Raw genomic sequence first — 16720 nt, forward strand, 5'->3', positions numbered from 1 at the left:
CGTGGAGCCCTTCTTACGTGATGAGGACCCGGCCGATGCCGTGCGGTCGTTGCCGGAACCGGCGCGGCGGCTGTTCCTCACCCTGTGCTGCATCACGGAAGACGATCTCTACACGTACGCGGTCGGGGAGGCCGACGAGGAGCTTGCGGTCCTGTCCGAACACGGCCTGATCGAGATCGAGGACGGGCGGCTGAGCCTGCACCCCGGCGCCGTCGAGGCCGGCCGGGCGATGGCCGAACTGGCGGACAGCAGGTTCCACGTGGCCGACCAGCTGGCGGCCATCGAGGATCAGCAGGGGCGGTACGACCGCGCGCTCGCCTTCAAGGCCGAGGCGCTCGGACTCGCTTACGCGGCAGGCGATCCGCACGTGATCAGCAATCAGCACCACGATTACGCGGTGCTGATCGCCCGCGTGGACACCGGATCCCCGCGGGTGCTCGCGCACTACTTCGCGGCGGCGGCCATCGCCATCAGGACGGACGCCCCGACCCTGCGCGCCGAGATCGAGATGCTGGCGATGTTCGCCTTCGCGTTCGGCCTGCCGGAACAGATCTCGTTGAACGACGACATCATCGCGCTCGCCCAGGAGGTCGAGGGCGTGCGGCTGGGTGAGCTGCTGGAGAGCCTCTCGCAGGGCACCGCGGACGACCTGCAGCAGTTGGTCGCCCGCGCGATGGAACGAGCGCACGAGACCATGCGGGACTGGTCGCCGCTGATGACCGCCGTGGTGCTGCAGGCGGAGGGCGACACTCAGTACGCCTCGCAACTGACGGCCGAGCTCGCCGGCATGGAGGAGAACCCCGGTGCGGCACCGGTGGTGCACGTGTTCCGGCGCATCCTGGCGGGCGAGCGCGGCCCCGAACTGCTGAACGGCCTCGGCATGCTGCCGTTCGGGATGGTGTCGAAGGTCCTGGCTACCCTGCGAGAACGTGCAGGATCCTGACCGGCTTCTTCGGCGCGCCGTCCAGCGTTCCGTCCGGCTGCGGCACGATCCCGGCCTTCACGATCCGGTCGAGCGTGTCCATTCCGTGCGTGACGTGGCCGATCACCGTGTACACGGGCTTGATGTTGGCGAACGAGTGCACGATGAAGAACTCGCTGCCGTTCGTGCCCGGCCCCTGGTTGCCGTACGCGATGGTGCCGCGCGGGTACGTCTCCTTGCCGGTCACCTCGTCGGCGAACTTGTAGCCGGGCCCGCCCTCTTCAGCGCGGTAGATGTCACCGCACTGCAGCACTCCCAGGCGCGCGGTGTCCGTCAGGCGCCAGCACTGGGACAACGTGTAGAACCAGCTGCGGGCCAGGTGCGCGAAGTTCTCCACTCCGCACGGCGCGTTGGCGCGGTCGAGTTTCGCGACCACCACGCCGTAGTTGGTCACGATGGTGACCTTCACGGTGCCCTTCGCCGGAACCGTCGCGGGCGGCGGCTGGACCGGGCGGGCGGCGGGATTCTCCGGGGTGGGGGTGAACTCGCACTTCGCGGTCGGAGGTGCGGCGTGGGCGGTGGCGGGCGCGAGCACGACCGCCATCAACACAGCGAGCAGTAGCCTCATGTGGACTGACCGTAGCCGCGCCATAACGCCTTGTCAGCCCACTTACCCCAGGGAACTCACGCGGTGACCGGCTCGCGCTGTTCGACCTGGGTGCGAGCCTTGCGGCGCGGCTTGCGCTCCAGCCACCACTGCGAGATCAGCAGCGGCACCACCCACCCCGTCCACGTCGAGATCCCCGCGACCAGGAACGGCAGCTGCGCCTCGGGCACGCGGTCGGCCAGCAGAAGGAACGCGACCACGCCCCAGATCCGATTGGTGATGATCGAGACGGTCAGGGCGAAGCTGCGGATCATCCACTTGCGGTGGTCGCGGAACTGCCGCTGCCGCGCCGCGCGCCACGCCAGCACCGTGAAGGTCAGCCACAGGACCGCCAGCAGCACGTTGCTGACCATCGCGACCGGTCCGAACGGCGTCATCCAGCCGACGACCAGGCCGGCCAGTCCGGCCGGGAGCACGCCGGCCAGCACGTAGACGCGGCCGATGCGCCGGTGCCACGCGGGGAAGCGGCTGCGGAACCACGGCCAGATCTGCACGACGCAAGTGATGATGGCGATCGACGCGCAGACGACGTGCACCACCAGCAGGGGATAGTGCGGTCCCCAGTCCGACTGCACACGCGCCGATGCGCGGTCTCCGGTCAGATAGGGCGGCAACGAGAACGCCACGAACGCCACCACCACGAAGGCCAACGGCCCCACCCAAGGCTTGCGCAACCACGTCATGGCATGACGATCGCCAATGCCGCTTACCGATCGCGCACCGCTCGCTGACGTCCCGGTACCGACCACTGTTCGCCTGGCCGGTGGTGTTCTGTCCGGTCGTGGTCGGCGGCGTCAGCGCGCTGACGATTCCAGGCCGGGTGGACCCGCAGGCGTGACCATGATCTGTCCACTGATTGGTCGTTTCGCGAACGCCCGGCCGGCTCCAAACTGGCGCGGTGACTGCCGAGCCGTTGGACGCCGAGTCGCTGGCCGCCGTCCTCGGCACGATGCCGGAGGAGCGGCAGACCATCGCCGACGGCGAGGCCACTTCGGAGACCTTCGAGGCGGTGGCCCTGCGGGTGGCGGTCTTCGAAGCGCGGGCCAAGGGCTGCCCCGAACTCGCCGAGATGGGCGAGGACTGGACCGCGTTGCAGCAGCACGTGATCACGTGCGCGATCTGCAAGCCGGCGGATCCGAAGGGGCTCAAGGCACGTGTCGAGTACCTCGCGCCCGGCTTCGTCGCTCTCCCGGAGGACGACGACCGCCGCTGGGTCGCGTTCCTGAGCAGTCAGACGCGCGTGGTGTCCGACGTGGTCACCAAACCGGTCAAGGCGCTGACCGACCTCATGACGAAGGCCGGCCCGGTCCTCGCCGACCCGCAGGTCATCAGAGTCGCGGCCGCCGTCGTGGGATTCGTGGTGTTCCTGCTGGCGATGCCGAGCTCGGAACGGGTGGAGCCGCTGCAGGACAGCCAGGCCGCGCCGAACCAGGAAGCGCCAGGCGATCCCGACGATCCTCCGGTCAGCACGCCACCGGTCGCGGGCCCGTCGGTACCGCCGCCCACCGCGGGTCCCACGATCACTTCGGGCCAGACGATCATCGTGCCCGCCCCGCCGGGAACGACGTCGACCGGACAACCGGGCGGAACGTCCACACAGGACCCGTCGAACCGGACGCAGGGCCCGGTCGCGTGGGCCTACGCGAGCACTCCCGAGTACCAGTACGACAAACCGGTCGGGCAGCAGGTCGAGCTGCACCGGCAGTGGCAGTGGGGAACCTGGCGCCGCAACGGCGTCGAGCGCTACATCACGCTGATCAGGACGGGCGAGGGCGCCTACGAGGTGCGGCTGCCGGAGCTCGGCTCGACCAGCGGCACGGTGCACGCCGCGCTGAGCAACGGCTGGGGCTACTACCAGCCGTTCTCGTGCCAGACCTCGGGAACGCGAAGCGACGGACGTGACCTGCTCGTCGGCGTCGCCTGCTTCAACCCGGACGGGACGAGGAAGAACCTCCCGTTCGTCATCGTGTTCGCGAGCGAGGGCCCGGCCGTGGCCTACCGCGGTGGCGCGCCGGGAGTCGCCCACACCGGACCCGGCCAGTACGAGGTGACCACCTTGGGCGGCAACGGGTTCGCGATGGTCTCACCGGTCGGCCAGAACCGGGCCCGTTGCCGGACAACGGTGGAAGCCGCGCGCATCAGGGTCGCGTGCGACGCCGAGACCGACTGGAACCTCACCTACACCGAGAACGCCGGGATCCACCACGACCCGTCCGCGTCGGCCGCCTACCTCGTCACCGGGGCGAACAGGTCGTGGAGCAGCAACGGTGAGACGCCCGCGGTGACCAGGACGGCCGTCGGCCGGTACGACGTCCAGTACCAGGGCATCGGCAACCCGAAGACCTATCCCGCCGACGCGGTACTGGTCAGCGCGAGCGGGCCCGACCCGAGGTACTGCCGCGTCTGGGCGTGGAACGGCTATTCCCGTCCGCCGGGAGTGCTCGTGCAGGTCCACTGCTACGACCAGGTGGGAGCGGCGGCCGACTCCGCGTTCGCCATGGCCTACGTGCGAAGTCCATGATTTGTCCACTGTTTGGCCGTATCCGGGTGCGCCCGAATGGCTCCAGGATGGTGTGGTGATACGTAAGTCGCTGCGCATCGCTCTCGACACCATGCCGGAGCAACGGCAGGCCATCGCGGACGGTGAGGCAACGGAGGAGACCTTCACGCTCCTCGCCCAGCGGGTGGCGGTGCTCAACGCCCTGGACAAGTCGGCCTGCACTCTGCTCGCCTCCATCGACCGCCAGGACTGGCCCGCGCTGCACGACCACGTGCTCGCCTGCCCCACCTGCAAACCGAGGAACCCGCGCAGGCTGCGTGAACGCGTCGAGTACTTGGCTCCGGGCCTGGTGCCGCTCCCGGAGGACGAGGACCGCCGCTGGGTCGCGTTCCTGAGCGGTCAGACACGGGTGGTGTCCGACGTGGTCACCAAACCGGTCAAAGCGCTGACCGACCTCATGACGAAGGCCGGCCCGGTCCTCGCCGACCCGCAGGTCATCAGAGTCGCGGCCGCCGTCGTGGGATTCGTGGTGTTCCTGCTGGCGATGCCGAGCTCGGCACCCGTGTCCCCGACCAGTCACCCGAGCACGGCCGAGGGAGCCTCGCCGACCGACGTCGCACAAGTGGGCCCGGCTCAAGCCACCGGTGGCGAGGTTCCCGCGCCGTCGCAAGGTCTGCCGGCACCGACATCCGGCTCCAGCGTCCCCGGCAGCAGCCAGGCCGACCCGAGCAGTCCTCAGCCGCCCCAAGGCCAATCGGGCACATCGGCGGCCAGGTACGACATCAGGCCACCGGACCCGAGCGCCGCGCCGTGCGTCGACGACACCGGACGGATGGATCCATCAGCACCGGATCCCGCGCAGGGCAGTATCAACATCGACGCCAGACCGCTCTCCGGCCGCCACTTCGTGCTGCCCAGCAAGACCGGCTGGCTCGACGCCCGCACAGTGCAAACGCTCCAGCTCGCACCGGGAGGCTACGGATTCCAGGCCGGCGGGACCGCGGCGTTCAGCTTCACGGTCGAGCAGAACGGCACGATCAGCTATGCGGACGAGCTCGAAGGATTCCTGTCCGGCAAGGGAACCCGGACGTTGAGAGTCGAGGGCGTGGTCATCACGATCGACGCCCGCTGGCTCGCGCCGGGTGCGGGCGTGCTGCTCTCGCACGTCCCGTCGGACAGTCGCGACTGGATCATGTGCAAGAAGGTCCGCATGGTCCCGGCCAAGCCCTACTACGTGCAGCAGGGCAGCGGTCAGATCGTGAACATGTCGTTCGAGGTCACCCGGGACGGCCGCGTGCTGTTCGACCCCCGGCTCGGCTATGCGCGCGGCAACGGAACGTCCACACTGGAGTTCGTCGGCTACCTGGTGCACGTCGACGCGCGGGCGGCCGGCGGTATCGGCGTGCTGGTGCTCCAGGTCTGGGGACTTCCCTTCAGCTACACGAAGCAGCAGACGGTTCGCCTGCTGCCCACCTCGTCCCACTACATTCAGATCGCGAGCGGCAAGGTCACCGACGCGACCTTCACGTTGCAGGACGACGGGTCCATCGTCCTCAAGCACGACGCCCTGGCGCTCGACAGCGAGGGAGGCGTCCCGGTCGTCACGGTGACTCGTCCTCTGCAGTGAGGTACAACTGCTCGGCCTGCCGCATCCGCCGCAACGCCTCCTCGACGAACCCGGCGGCGTTCAGCGACCGCGCGGCGTCGGCGAGCAGCCCCTTGTCCCGCAACCGAACCGCGTGCTCCGCTGCCCGCTCGTACCAGGTGAAGGCCGCCGACGAGCCGAACGCCGCCAGTTGGGCGTGCCCCATGTTCACCAGGCACAGACCGTCCACAAAGGCCTGCAACGCCAGCGCATAGCAGTTGATCGCGTCTTCGTACGAGCCTGCCGACTGGTGGACGTTGCCCATGCCGTTGTACGCCCGGCCGAGTCGCACCACGTCACCGATCCGCTCGCAGATGTCCCGCGCCTGCTCGTAATAGCGGATGTCGCCGGTGGTCCGCCCCAGGCTCAGCAACGCCCGTGCCTCGCCCGCCGCGTCACCCGAAGCGATCCGGACGGCCAGCACCTCCTTGAAGAGGGCCTCCGCCTCCTCGAGGCCTCCGCTCTCCAGGTACACGTTGGCGAGCCCGGTCAGCGCCCGCGGCTCCCGGTGGAACTCCAACGCCTCCGTGTGGCACCTCTCCGCCTCCTCGAGGTTGCCGCGGTCGAACCACGCGTGCCCGAGATGCGCGAGCGCCACCGCCTCCGCCGCACGGTTCTCCCTTGCCCTGGCCGCCTCGACCGCGGCTTCCTGCACCCGCACCGACATCTCGTCGACGAGCGCCGAGGCCAACGCGAGCCGGCGCTCGTCATCAGCCACGAACACGGCCGCGACCGCGTTCTCGGTCTCCACGTCGGCGACCGACAGGTAGTGGTCGAGCAGCCGCCCGAGCGCCTCGGGTTCGCGCGGCGTCAACGACTGCGCGTACTCCCGCAGCAACGAGTGCATCGTGATCCGGTCGCCCGGCGCGTTCTCCAGCAGGTGCAACGCCAGCAGTCTGTTGCGTGACGGCCGCACGTCGCCGCCCGCCAGCGCGTTGAGCGCGGTGATCGAGAACTCGCGCTCGAACCCGTCCCCGAGCAGCCGGAACACCCGGCGGTCGTCGGGCGAGAGCTGCTGGTACGCCCACGCGAACGCGTCGTGCACATCGCCGCGTTCGGCGGGAATCTCCTCGACCAGCGCGGTCAGGGTCGCCGTCGTGCGCAGGCGGGCGAACCCGGCGGCGACCACCAGCGCCAGCGGCAGACCGTGGCACGCCTTCACGAAAGCACGCGCGGCCTCGGGTTCGAAGTCGACGCGCGACCCGAGGTGCGTCCGCAGCAACGTCAGCGAGTCCTCGGGGCTCATCGGCCCCAGCACCACCCCGCCGAGCCGCTCACGGCTGGTCGCGATCACGTTCCGGAACAACGCGAGGTCGTGCCCCTTGCTCACGTTGTCCAGCACGAACAGCACCCGACGGGTCCCGAGCACCTCACGCAGCTGCGCCCGCCGCGAGGCCCAGAGCTGAACGCGGTCATGGGTGAGCGCCCTGATGAACGACGCCAGGACGTCGTCCATCGAGAGCGCGGAGAGGTCGGCGCAGAGCTGACCACCCCGGAACCGGTCGGCCACCGAGTGCGCGAGCCGCAACGCCAGCGTGGTCTTGCCCGTTCCCGGCGGCCCGCAGAGCAGCGCGACCCCGTCTCGCTCCAGGTTCTCCCGCAACGCGGCCAGCTCGGCGGCACGGCCGTGCACCACCGGGTCGGGGTCGAGCTGCCGCAACGAGCCGGGCGTCGGCTCTGGCAGGGAGGAGAAGTTGCTGCCGGACGTGTCCACCGGGTACTTCGGCACGGGGTCGAACGTAGCGTGTGCTGCGGTTCTGACACCTCGCTGACACCTGACCGGGTGTACCTGTCAGATCGCTGTGAGTGCGGCTCAGCAGTGTCAGCGCCATGAAGTCGACAAGCCTGATCGCCGCGGCGGCACTGGCGCTCTTGAGCTGCCTCGTGGCGCCGGACGCCCAGGCCGCGCCCTGCAGCGGACGTGGCTGCAACGGCAAGGACCCGGCCGACACCGGGTGCAGCGCCGGTTCCACGGTCGCGGACACCGCGGGGTTGTTCGCGTCCGGTACGGCCGAGCTGCGCTGGTCGCCGTCGTGCAGGACGAACTGGGTGCGCGTCTCGAACTACTCCGGCGGCTCCTCGGCGCTGCGCATCACCGTGTGGACGAGCAGCGACCACGTTGGCTTCGTCTCGCCGGGAACGCCCGGAAACCACTGGGGAAACATGGTTCACGCGCCCGGCTGCGCCCGTGGCGAGGTGCTCTACGTCGACTCCGACGGCGCCCACCACACCGCCCGGCTCCAGTCGAGCGACTGCTGAGGGGGCGCGCCATGACCGGCTACATCACTGACTGATTCGCACCCCGGCACCCAAGCCTTCGCAAGAAACCATTGAGGGAGAAGCATGTTCAGCAAGATCGCCAGCACGCTCGGTGCAGCTGTCGTCGTCGGTGGTGCGATGCTCGGCATCACCGCGCCCGCGCACGCCGAGTCGGCGCCTGGTTGCGGCCCGGTGACGCAGATCGGTTCCACCGCGTACATCACGAGCGGCGGCACCAACATCGGCTCCGTCAAGCAGTTCAAGGGTTGTGGCAAGAACTGGGCCTACACCTACGTGTGGGAGGGCTTCCGCAGCTCGCACAACAGCTGGTACGTCTGCACCTCCGTGGCCAAGGAGAAGCCGGGCAACGACGATCTCGTCGACCTGAACTGCACCAGCAACAAGGCCGACAACTGGTCCTCCGGCGCGAACACGCTCTCCGACTGCACGCACGCGGTCGGCAACATCCAGTGGGGCTCCAACGAGCCGATGGCGCGCACGAGCACCCGCTGCTGATCCGGATCAGCGAGCTGAACAGCCATGGCACGCCGTACTCCGAGGTCCGCAGGATCTTCGGGTGAGTGAGGGGAAGTCCATGAACGTCAAGAGAGTGCTGTCCGCCGTCGCGGGTCTCGCGATCGGTCTGGGCGTGCTGGTGATCGGTGGCCCGCAGGCCAACGCCGCCACCAACTGGCAGATGCCGTTCCCGTGTGGACAGACGTGGGAGGGCCAGACCCGCGGCCCGAACGACGCTCACCCGCACAACCCGTACGAGGCCATCGACTTCAGCCGCGCGGACGCCCAGGGCGACGTGGTCGTCGCGTCCGCGGCGGGCACCGTGAAGCGCGTGGAGAACACCGGCAGCACCAGCTACGGCAAGTGGATCGAGATCAGCCACGGCAGCGGCTGGACCACCCGGTACGCCCACCTGTCCGTGCAGAGCGTCTCGGTCGGCCAGAGCGTCTCGCAGGGCCAGAAGATCGGCAACGTCGGCAGCACCGGCGGGTCGACCGGTCCGCACCTGCACTTCGAGCAGCTGCTGAACGGTGACCCGAAGCGCGTCGTCATGAACGGCTCGACGGCGCTGTACTACGGCTCGAAGAACTACAAGAGCAACAACTGCGGCGGCGGTGGCTCCACCAACCCGTACACGCCGGAAGAGGCGTGCGGCGACGGCTACAAGGTCATCGACGGCGCGAACGTCACCGGTGCCCGCGTCTCGCTGCTGTACAACGCGTCCAACGGCTACAACTGCGTCGTCGCGATCAAGACCACCAAGATCGGCACGGCGACCGACGTCGGTGCGTTCCTCGAGGTGCAGGGTTCGGCCCGCACCACCGACCGCGACGAGTACGGCTACTACGCCGGTCCGGTCAAGAAGAAGGCGGCCGACAAGTGCGTCAAGTGGGGTGGCATGGTCGGTTCGTCCACCTACACCAGCCCGTTCGAGCACTGCAGCTAGGTTCTAGCTGATCACGCTGTCCAACAGGTTGTCCCTGCGCAGACCGGGTGTGCCGAGCAGTTCGGCCGCCCGGTCCGCGTGCTTTTCCAGTCCTGCCTTGACGAGCATGCGCCGTGCGACACCCTCGCCGTACCGGTCCCCGCGAGCACTGGTGATCTCCAGGCAGCGCTCGGCGTCCTTTGTGGCCTCTGCGGTCTTCCCGGCCGCCAGCAGCACTTCGGCGCGGCACAGCAGGGCCTGCCACTCGTCGTTGTGCTCGCCCGTCGCCCGGCACAGCTCGATGCACTCGTCCAGCGCGAACGACGCCTCGTCCAACCGGCCGAGCTTGAACAGCGCCTGGCCCTGCGAGGCCAGCGCATAGGCTGTTCCAGCGGCATCCTGATCCGCACGAGCGAACTTCAGGCTCTCGGTGGCCGCGTCCAATGCTTGCTCGTATCGGCCAGCGACCTGGTGCACCTGGGCCAGCGCGGAGAGCGGAACCCGTTGCGCACCAGCAGGTCCGTGCTCCTCGATGAGCTTGACGGCCTGCGCGAGGGTCACCGACGCCTGGTCGAGCTCGCCCATCTCCCGTTGGATCGTGCCGATACCCGCGAGCGCACGGCCCTGCCCGAACGGGTCGTCAGCCCGCGCCTCCAGCACTTCTTCCAGCTGCGCGCGGGCGGTCTCGAACGAGCCGATCCGGCGGTTCGCGGCGGACTGCACGAGAAGCGCGGTCTGCAACGCGGCCGAGGTGCCGATCGTCCGTGCCGCCTGAAGAGCGATCTGGCCGAGCTCGATCAGGTCGGCGACTCTGTCCTGTTTGAACAGATGCGGGTACAGCATGTGCGCGATGGCCAGGGCGTGCTCGGCCAATGCCGGCTCGGTCATCGTGGATCGCGCTGCCGCCAGCAGGTTCTCGGCCTCGTCCGTCAGCCACTGCAACGGCTCGTCGAGATCCTGCTGTGTGGCCGAGTTCGTCAAAGCGCCGTACGCGTGCGGCCGCAGCTTCTTCAGCGCGGCGGTCAAAGTCTCGCGGTAGTGGGTCAAAGCGCGCGCGAGAGCGTCGTGCTTCTCGTCGTTGGGGTGCTCGGCCCCGAACAGTCGCAGAAGGTCGTGCACCCGATACCGCTCCGGCCCGCACGGCTCCACGAGCTTGGCGTCCACCAACGGGTCCAGCACGCGGTCGACGTCGTCCTGCCCGAGCAACGCCTGCGCGGTCTGCTCGCTCACGGAAGGCACGTTGAGGCAGCACAACAGGATGAACGCCCTGGTGGCCGAGGAGCTCAGCCCCTCGAAGCTCAGCTGGAAGCTCGTCCGCACGCCGAGGTCGTCGAAGTTCAGCTCGTCCAGCCGATGCCGCTGGTCCGCGAGCCTCTTCGCCAGCGTCCGCGTCGTCCAGTCCGGCCGGGACCGCAGCCGCGCGGCCGCGATCGTCAGAGCGAGTGGCAGGTAGTCGCAGGCTTTCGCGACCTGCTTCGCCGCGTCGCCGGAGTCACCGAGGAGCTTGACCGCGTCGTCCTCGGTCAGCGGGTCGAGCCGGACGTGCCGCGCGCCGAGCGTCGCGAGCATCCGGCGGCTCGTGATCAGCACGGTGGAACCGGCCTCACCCGGCAGCAACGGGCCGACCTGCGCGGCGTCCACGGCGTTGTCCAGCAGGATCAGCACTTTGCGCCGGGCCAGCGTCGACCGGTAGAGCGCGGCGGCCTCGGACGTGTCCGTGGGCACGGCGAGGGGCGGTGTGCCCAAAGCGCGCAGGAACCTCCTGAGCACCTCCGCCGACGACAGCGGCGAACGTCCTGGCGTGGCACCGTGCAGGTCCACGTACAGCTGACCGTCCGGGAAGCGTTCGGCCATCGCGTGCGCCGCCGCCGTGGCGAGAGCGCTCTTGCCCTGCCCGCCCGGCCCGTGAACGGCGATCACCGTGTCGGACGCGTCCGTGATCAGCGCGATCTCCTCGTGGCGCCCGACGAACGGTTCCGGCCGCGCGGGCAGCTCCCGCGGCACGGCGGGGATGTCGCCCTGCAGGATCGCCGCGTGCAGGTCCTTGAGCTCCTGTCCCGGATCGAGCCCGAGCTCGTCGGCCAGGTGCCGCCTGCCCTCGTCGTACACCCGCAGCGCGTCCGCCTGCCGCCCGCCGTGGTGCAACGCCACCATGAGCGCGCCCCGCAGCCGTTCCCTGGTGGGATGCTCGGTGACGAGTCCGGTCAGCTCGCCGACGACCTCGTGGTGGCGGCCTTCCTTGATCGCTTTGTCGACACGTCGCTCGATCGCGGAGAGCCGTTCTTCTTCCAACTGGTTCGCAAGCTGAGTGTTCGTGGTCAGTTCGGCCAGCGCCGGACCGCGCCAGTGACTCAGCGCTTCGTCCGGGTCCTCGGCCTCGCGGAACAACTGCAGGTCGAGCGAGCGGTCCGGGACGTCGAGCCGGTACCCCTGCCGCGACCACTCCAGCGAGACGCCGGGCAGGTCCTTGAGAGCCCGTCTGAGCTGCGAAACATGCACCTGGACGGCCTTGCGCGCGCTGGCGGGCGGGTCGCCGTCCCACAAGATCGACATGAGGTGGTCGACGCTGACGGTCTGCCCGGCGTGCAGCAGGAGCAGTACCAGGACCTGGCGCGGCTGACCTGCGGAGATGCGCACGTCCCGCTGCCCGTGGGTGACGAGCAGCGGCCCAAGCACTCCGAACCGAACGCCGTCCACGGGCTCACGATATCCGGTCTGCAACGGTGTTGCGGCCGCTACTGTCGGTGAGGTGACCATGCACAGGCTGCGAGTCAACGGCGAGATCCGCGTTGTCGAGGCGGAGCCGGAAACCCCGCTGATCTGGGTTCTGCGCGACCACCTCGGTCTGACCGGTACCAAGTACGGCTGCGGCGTCGGTGCCTGCGGCGCCTGTACGTCCATAGTGGACGGACAGGCGTTCCGCCCGTGCCAGCACACCGTGGCGAGCATGACCGAACAGGACGTCCTCACCATCGAAGGTGTCGAGGACCACCCGGTGCAACGGGCGTGGCTGGACGAGGACGTCACGCAGTGCGGCTACTGCCAGCCCGGCCAGATCATGGCCACCATCGCGTTGCTGGCCAAGCACCCCGACCCGACCGACGAGGACATCGACGAGGCGTTGCGGGACAACGTCTGCCGTTGCGGCACGTACCCGAGGATCCGCAAGGCGATCAGGAACGCCGTGGCACGCATGAAGGCTGAATCATGAATCCATTCGTGCGCATCGACGCGGAATCCGGCCGGATCACGGTCACCGTCCCGGTTCCGGACACGGGACAGGGCGTGCGCACCGCCGTCGCCATGATGGTCGCGGAGGAGCTGAAGGTCCCCGTCGAGAGCCTCGTGATCGACCAGGCGGAGGGCGATCCGGACACCTACGGCTCGCAGATGTCCGCCAACTCCAACACGATGCAACGCCTCCACGAGCCGATCCGCACGGCCGCGGCGACCATCCGGCACCTGCTGGTCAAGGCAGCCGCCCGGCGCTGGCAGGTCTCAGAGGCCGACTGCCGTGCTGCTGACGGCTTCGTCCAGCACGGAGACTCCCGGCTCAGCTATCAGGAGCTCGCCGAAGAAGCCTCGGCGCTCACCCCGGGCGAGGTCGAACTGACGCCACAGACCGAATGGCGAGTCCTCGGAAATCCGGCGATCAAACGAGTGGACCAGGACGCGATCGTCACCGGCAAGCTCACCTACGCCATCGACCAGCCGGCGGACCTGGTCGCGGTCGTCGCCAGGCCACCGTGGATCGGCGCCACGCCAACGAGTTTCGACGCCACCGGAGTCCGCAACGCCGAGGTCGTGCAGCTGGACAACGGGTTCGCGTTGCTGGCCGGGGACACCTACACAGCGATCAAGGCACGCGAGAAACTGGAAACGTCCTGGCAGGGCGGTTTTCCGGACGCCGACAGCGATCGGTGGCTGGCGGACCTCGAAGCCGCTTTGCCAGAAGGAAATACGCCATCGGGTGAGTTCGTCGAAAAGATCTACGTCGCGCCGATGCTCGCGCACGCGCCGATGGAACCGCCGACGGCAACGGCGAAAGTCACCGGCGACGAGGTCACGCTGTGGGCTCCCACGCAAGCACCTGACCGGGTGCGCAAACTTCTGGAGGAGGAGTTCGGGAGCGTCCGGGTGATCCCGACCCGTGCCGGTGGCGCGTTCGGGCGGAAGTTCGAGGTCGACTTCATCTTGGAAGCAGTCCAACTCGCACGGAACACCGGCAAGACGGTGAAAGTGCTGTGGACGAGAGACGACGACATCCAGCACGACTCCTACCGTCCATTGTCAGTCCATCGCATACGAGCAACGGTCAACGACGAAGGACTACCCGTCTGGCGGGATCACGCCGTTTCCACATGGCCTCTCTCGTCGATGCTCGACGTCACGAGCAACCCCCAGATCTTGCGGATGATGTCGGCTGGCAAGTATCCGTACGACGTGGACGGAGAGGTCCACTTCGGCATCGTGCCGCCGCCGATCAGAACCGGCTTCTGGCGCAGCGTCTACGCAGGTCCGTTGGTTTATGCGGACGAGATGTTCCTGAGTGGCCTGGACATGGCTCACAACCAGCTCGAACGCCGGTTGAAGCTGGTGACTGACGGGCGAGTCAGAAAAGTTCTGGAAGTCGCGGCGGAAGCGCACGACGGAGAACCGCAAGCCGTTGCCTGTCATCGCGACTACGGTTCGGTCATCTCGGTGATCGCTGAGACAACACGTGACGGCCGCACGAAAATCACCGCCGCGGTGGACGTCGGCACCGCATTGCACCCGTCGGGTGTCCGCCAACAGGTCGAAGGCGCGATCATGGACGCGATCTCGGTGACACGAGGTGCGCGAATCACGGTCAAGCAGGGAAAAGTCGTGCAAAAATCGTTCGGGGACTACCCGTGGGCGCGCATCGGCGACACACCCGAGATCAACGTCGTCGTGGTGGCTTCGGACGCACCCGTGGGCGGATTGGGTGAGCTGGCGTACCCGGCTGCCGCAGCGGCACTCGGATTTCTTTCACGCTGAAAACAGAACAGGGATTTGCGGTAGCGTCCGTATTAGTGGGTCACCTCATTGGAGTAACGGCGGTGCCGCGATCATCCCAAGTCGGGCATCATCACCTGGCTCGACCAAGTCGTAGAACGAGGGGTCTCGTGTGACCATCTTCCGTGCCGGCCGGACCGGAGCGTGGTGGATGTACCTGGTGGCAGGTCACCTGCTGCTGGGTGTCTACTACCTGATTCCGGTCAGCCCTGCGGGAACAACGGGACAAACGGTGCGTGTGGTGCTCTACTGCACGATCAGCGCCTCGGCCGCCGTCGCGACATTCAGCGGTGTGAAGCGCAACCGTCCCCAATGGAGGCGGCCGTGGGTGTTGCTCGCACTCAGCCAGGTCGTTTACGCGATCGCGGACCTCACGTTCTACACATCGCACTACGTCTTCAAGTACACGGTTTACCCGTCCTTGGCCGACATCTTCTACCTGGGGCATTACCCGTTGATGGTGGCGGGCGTGATCCTGCTGATCCGCCGCCGCACTCCGGGACTCGACCTGCCGAGCCTGCTCGACGCCGCGGTGCTCGCGATGGTCGCGGGCATGGCGTCCTGGCTCTACGTGATCGGCCCGCAGGCGCGGCTCATGTCGCCCGTCCTGGTGAAGATCGCGTCGCTCGGCTATCCGATGATGGATCTCGCCCTCTTCGTGGTGGCACTTCGTTTGATCTTCGGCGCCGGGCCGCGGCCCCGCGCGTTCGTACTGCTGACGGCGAACCTGCTGGGAATCCTCACCGCGGACACGATCTACGTGCTGCAGCGCCTCGACAGCAGCTACCACGCGGGCAACTTCCTCGACGCGATCTGGTTGTCCGCCAACCTGTGCATGGGCGCGGCGGCTTTGCACCCGACGATGGCGCGGCTCGTCGACCGCGCGCACGTCCAGGACGTGGGGTTGTCCCGCGGGCGGATCATCGCGCTGTCGTCGGCCGCCCTCGCCGCGCCGGTGCTGATGCTGATCCACGACGTCGGCCAGTCGTCGCAGGACGTCCTGGTGATCGCGGCGGGCAGCGCGCTGCTGTCGTTGCTGATCATCGCCCGGCTGGCGGGGCTCGTGGCGGACCAGCGCAAGCTCGCGATCACCGACAGCCTCACCGGGTTGCACACCCGCAGGTTCTTCGAAGCCCAGCTGCCGTTGGAGATCGCTCGCGCGCGCCGCAACCAGGGCTCGGTGGCGGTGTTCATCATCGACGTCGACCGCTTCAAGTCGATCAACGACAACTACGGCCACCCGGCGGGCGACGACGTGCTGATGGAGGTCGCGGCACGGCTGCGCGCGGCATCCCGGGCGGGCGAGGTCCTCGCGCGCTACGGCGGCGAGGAGTTCGCGCTGCTCGTCCCGGACGCCGGTCCCGGCCGGTTGTCCGTGATCGCGAACCGGCTGCGCGAACGGGTGGCGGAGAAGCCGATTCCGGTCAACGCGGGCAACGACGACATTCCGTTGTCCGTCACGGTGTCCGTGGGTTCGGCGAGCTTCCCGACGCACGGCGACGGTCCCGACGAGGTCGTGGTGATCGCCGACCGCGCGCTGTACGCGGCGAAGGCGGCAGGGCGGAACCGGATCGCGGTCGGCCCCGAGCCGTTGCCCGCGGTCGACCCGGACACCGACGGCGCGATGGCGGAGTTCCTCTGCCAGGTCGCGGACCGGGTGGACGGGTGGCTGCACCGCTACGACCACAGCCGCTCGGTGTCGCGCTGGGCCGGCGTGGCGGCGGGGGAGTTCGGGCTCGACGCGCCGACGATCAGGATCACGCAGCTCGCCGGACGCCTGCACGACATCGGCAAGGTCATCATCCCCGAGGTGGTGCTGACCAAGCCGGGCGCGCTGTCGGAGGAGGAGTGGCGGCTGCTGCGTCAGCACCCCGACTTCGGCTACCGGCTCGCGCGGATGGTGCCGGGGTTCGCGGGCGTGGCGCACGTGATCAGGCAGCAGCACGAGCGCTACGACGGTGCCGGCTACCCGGACGGGCTGCGCGGCGCGGACATCCGGGCGGAGGCGCGCATCTTGTCCGTGTGCGTGGCCTGGGCCGCGATGCGGTCGAATCGTCCACACCAGACGGCGCTGGACGAGAACCGGGCGCGGCGCGAACTGTGGTCGGGCCGAGGTGAGCAGTTCGATCCGGACGTCGTGGACCTCTTCCTGGATCTGCACACCCAGGGCAGCATCGGAACGTTGCGTCCGTCCGGATTGTCCGTTCAGGAGGCTGGTTTTCCGGCGGACTTCAGACCGTGATCATCTG

The 16720-nt window shown here is 68.5% G+C and carries 13 protein-coding genes; 9 read left to right on the plus strand and 4 right to left on the minus strand.

Features of this window, described 5'->3' with window-relative positions; all coding sequences use genetic code 11:
• Nucleotide 1 precedes the first annotated feature (1 nt).
• Nucleotides 2–943, plus strand: a complete 942-nt coding sequence (locus tag ABZ345_RS25240) for a hypothetical protein (RefSeq protein ID WP_359853346.1) — start codon at nt 2–4, stop codon at nt 941–943.
• On the opposite strand, the gene ABZ345_RS25245 is transcribed toward ABZ345_RS25240, so the two are convergent.
• Nucleotides 915–1550, minus strand: coding sequence for a peptidylprolyl isomerase (locus ABZ345_RS25245; RefSeq protein WP_359853349.1), 636 nt, complete (start codon nt 1548–1550; stop codon nt 915–917). The two genes, ABZ345_RS25240 and ABZ345_RS25245, sit on opposite strands and share 29 nt — an antisense overlap.
• Nucleotides 1551–1606: 56 nt before the next feature.
• Nucleotides 1607–2272 (minus strand): DUF2306 domain-containing protein, encoded by a 666-nt coding sequence (locus tag ABZ345_RS25250; RefSeq protein ID WP_359853351.1) that lies wholly within the window; start codon nt 2270–2272, stop codon nt 1607–1609.
• Nucleotides 2273–2487: 215 nt separating this feature from the next.
• Here ABZ345_RS25250 and ABZ345_RS25255 point away from each other — a divergent pair, with 215 nt between their 5' ends.
• Nucleotides 2488–4110 carry a hypothetical protein gene (locus ABZ345_RS25255; RefSeq protein WP_359853354.1) on the plus strand — a complete coding sequence of 541 codons (1623 nt, stop codon included), beginning with the start codon at nt 2488–2490 and terminating at the stop codon, nt 4108–4110.
• 55 nt (nt 4111–4165) lie between these two features.
• Nucleotides 4166–5716, plus strand: a complete 1551-nt coding sequence (locus ABZ345_RS25260; protein WP_359853357.1) for a hypothetical protein — start codon at nt 4166–4168, stop codon at nt 5714–5716.
• Here the strand turns inward: ABZ345_RS25260 and ABZ345_RS25265 are convergent.
• Nucleotides 5691–7463, minus strand: a complete 1773-nt coding sequence (locus tag ABZ345_RS25265) for a tetratricopeptide repeat protein (RefSeq protein ID WP_359853360.1) — start codon at nt 7461–7463, stop codon at nt 5691–5693. The two genes, ABZ345_RS25260 and ABZ345_RS25265, sit on opposite strands and share 26 nt — an antisense overlap.
• 101 nt (nt 7464–7564) lie before the next feature.
• On the opposite strand from ABZ345_RS25265, the gene ABZ345_RS25270 reads away from it, so the two are divergent.
• From ABZ345_RS25270 to ABZ345_RS25280, 3 genes are all read left to right on the plus strand, one after another.
• Nucleotides 7565–7993 carry a DUF2690 domain-containing protein gene (locus ABZ345_RS25270; protein WP_359853363.1) on the plus strand — a complete coding sequence of 143 codons (429 nt, stop codon included), beginning with the start codon at nt 7565–7567 and terminating at the stop codon, nt 7991–7993.
• An 84-nt stretch (nt 7994–8077) separates the two neighbouring features.
• Nucleotides 8078–8509, plus strand: a complete 432-nt coding sequence (locus ABZ345_RS25275) for a hypothetical protein (RefSeq protein ID WP_359853366.1) — start codon at nt 8078–8080, stop codon at nt 8507–8509.
• 79 nt (nt 8510–8588) lie between these two features.
• Nucleotides 8589–9455, plus strand: coding sequence for a M23 family metallopeptidase (locus ABZ345_RS25280; protein ID WP_359853369.1), 867 nt, complete (start codon nt 8589–8591; stop codon nt 9453–9455).
• Nucleotides 9456–9458: 3 nt separating this feature from the next.
• Here the strand turns inward: ABZ345_RS25280 and ABZ345_RS25285 are convergent, their stop codons facing one another.
• The gene (locus ABZ345_RS25285) at nt 9459–12131 is read right to left on the minus strand and encodes a BTAD domain-containing putative transcriptional regulator (RefSeq protein ID WP_359853372.1); all 2673 of its coding nucleotides are present in this window, start codon (nt 12129–12131) and stop codon (nt 9459–9461) included.
• Between the two features lie 58 nt (nt 12132–12189).
• On the opposite strand from ABZ345_RS25285, the gene ABZ345_RS25290 reads away from it, so the two are divergent.
• From ABZ345_RS25290 to ABZ345_RS25300, 3 genes are all read left to right on the plus strand, one after another.
• Entirely contained in the window at nt 12190–12645 is a 456-nt protein-coding gene (locus ABZ345_RS25290; RefSeq protein ID WP_359853645.1) for a (2Fe-2S)-binding protein, read from the plus strand.
• A complete protein-coding gene (locus ABZ345_RS25295; protein ID WP_359853375.1) occupies nt 12642–14453 on the plus strand; it encodes a molybdopterin cofactor-binding domain-containing protein in 1812 nt (603 codons plus the stop codon). Before ABZ345_RS25290 ends, ABZ345_RS25295 begins: the two co-directional genes overlap by 4 nt.
• A 130-nt stretch (nt 14454–14583) precedes the next feature.
• Nucleotides 14584–16713 carry a diguanylate cyclase gene (locus ABZ345_RS25300; RefSeq protein ID WP_359853378.1) on the plus strand — a complete coding sequence of 710 codons (2130 nt, stop codon included), beginning with the start codon at nt 14584–14586 and terminating at the stop codon, nt 16711–16713.
• Nucleotides 16714–16720 lie beyond the last annotated feature (7 nt).

Source organism: Lentzea sp. NPDC005914, assembly GCF_040629405.1.
Taxonomy (GTDB): Bacteria; Actinomycetota; Actinomycetes; order Mycobacteriales; family Pseudonocardiaceae; genus Lentzea.

What these genes read in the sequence shown, in the direction of transcription:
- ABZ345_RS25245 (WP_359853349.1), bottom strand. Translation starts at nt 1,550, where the DNA reads ATGAGGCTACTGCTCGCTGTGTTGATGGCGGTCGTGCTCGCGCCCGCC.
- ABZ345_RS25250 (WP_359853351.1), bottom strand. Translation starts at nt 2,272, where the DNA reads ATGACGTGGTTGCGCAAGCCTTGGGTGGGGCCGTTGGCCTTCGTGGTG.
- ABZ345_RS25270 (WP_359853363.1), top strand. Translation starts at nt 7,565, where the DNA reads ATGAAGTCGACAAGCCTGATCGCCGCGGCGGCACTGGCGCTCTTGAGC.
- ABZ345_RS25275 (WP_359853366.1), top strand. Translation starts at nt 8,078, where the DNA reads ATGTTCAGCAAGATCGCCAGCACGCTCGGTGCAGCTGTCGTCGTCGGT.
- ABZ345_RS25280 (WP_359853369.1), top strand. Translation starts at nt 8,589, where the DNA reads ATGAACGTCAAGAGAGTGCTGTCCGCCGTCGCGGGTCTCGCGATCGGT.
- ABZ345_RS25290 (WP_359853645.1), top strand. Translation starts at nt 12,190, where the DNA reads ATGCACAGGCTGCGAGTCAACGGCGAGATCCGCGTTGTCGAGGCGGAG.
- ABZ345_RS25295 (WP_359853375.1), top strand. Translation starts at nt 12,642, where the DNA reads ATGAATCCATTCGTGCGCATCGACGCGGAATCCGGCCGGATCACGGTC.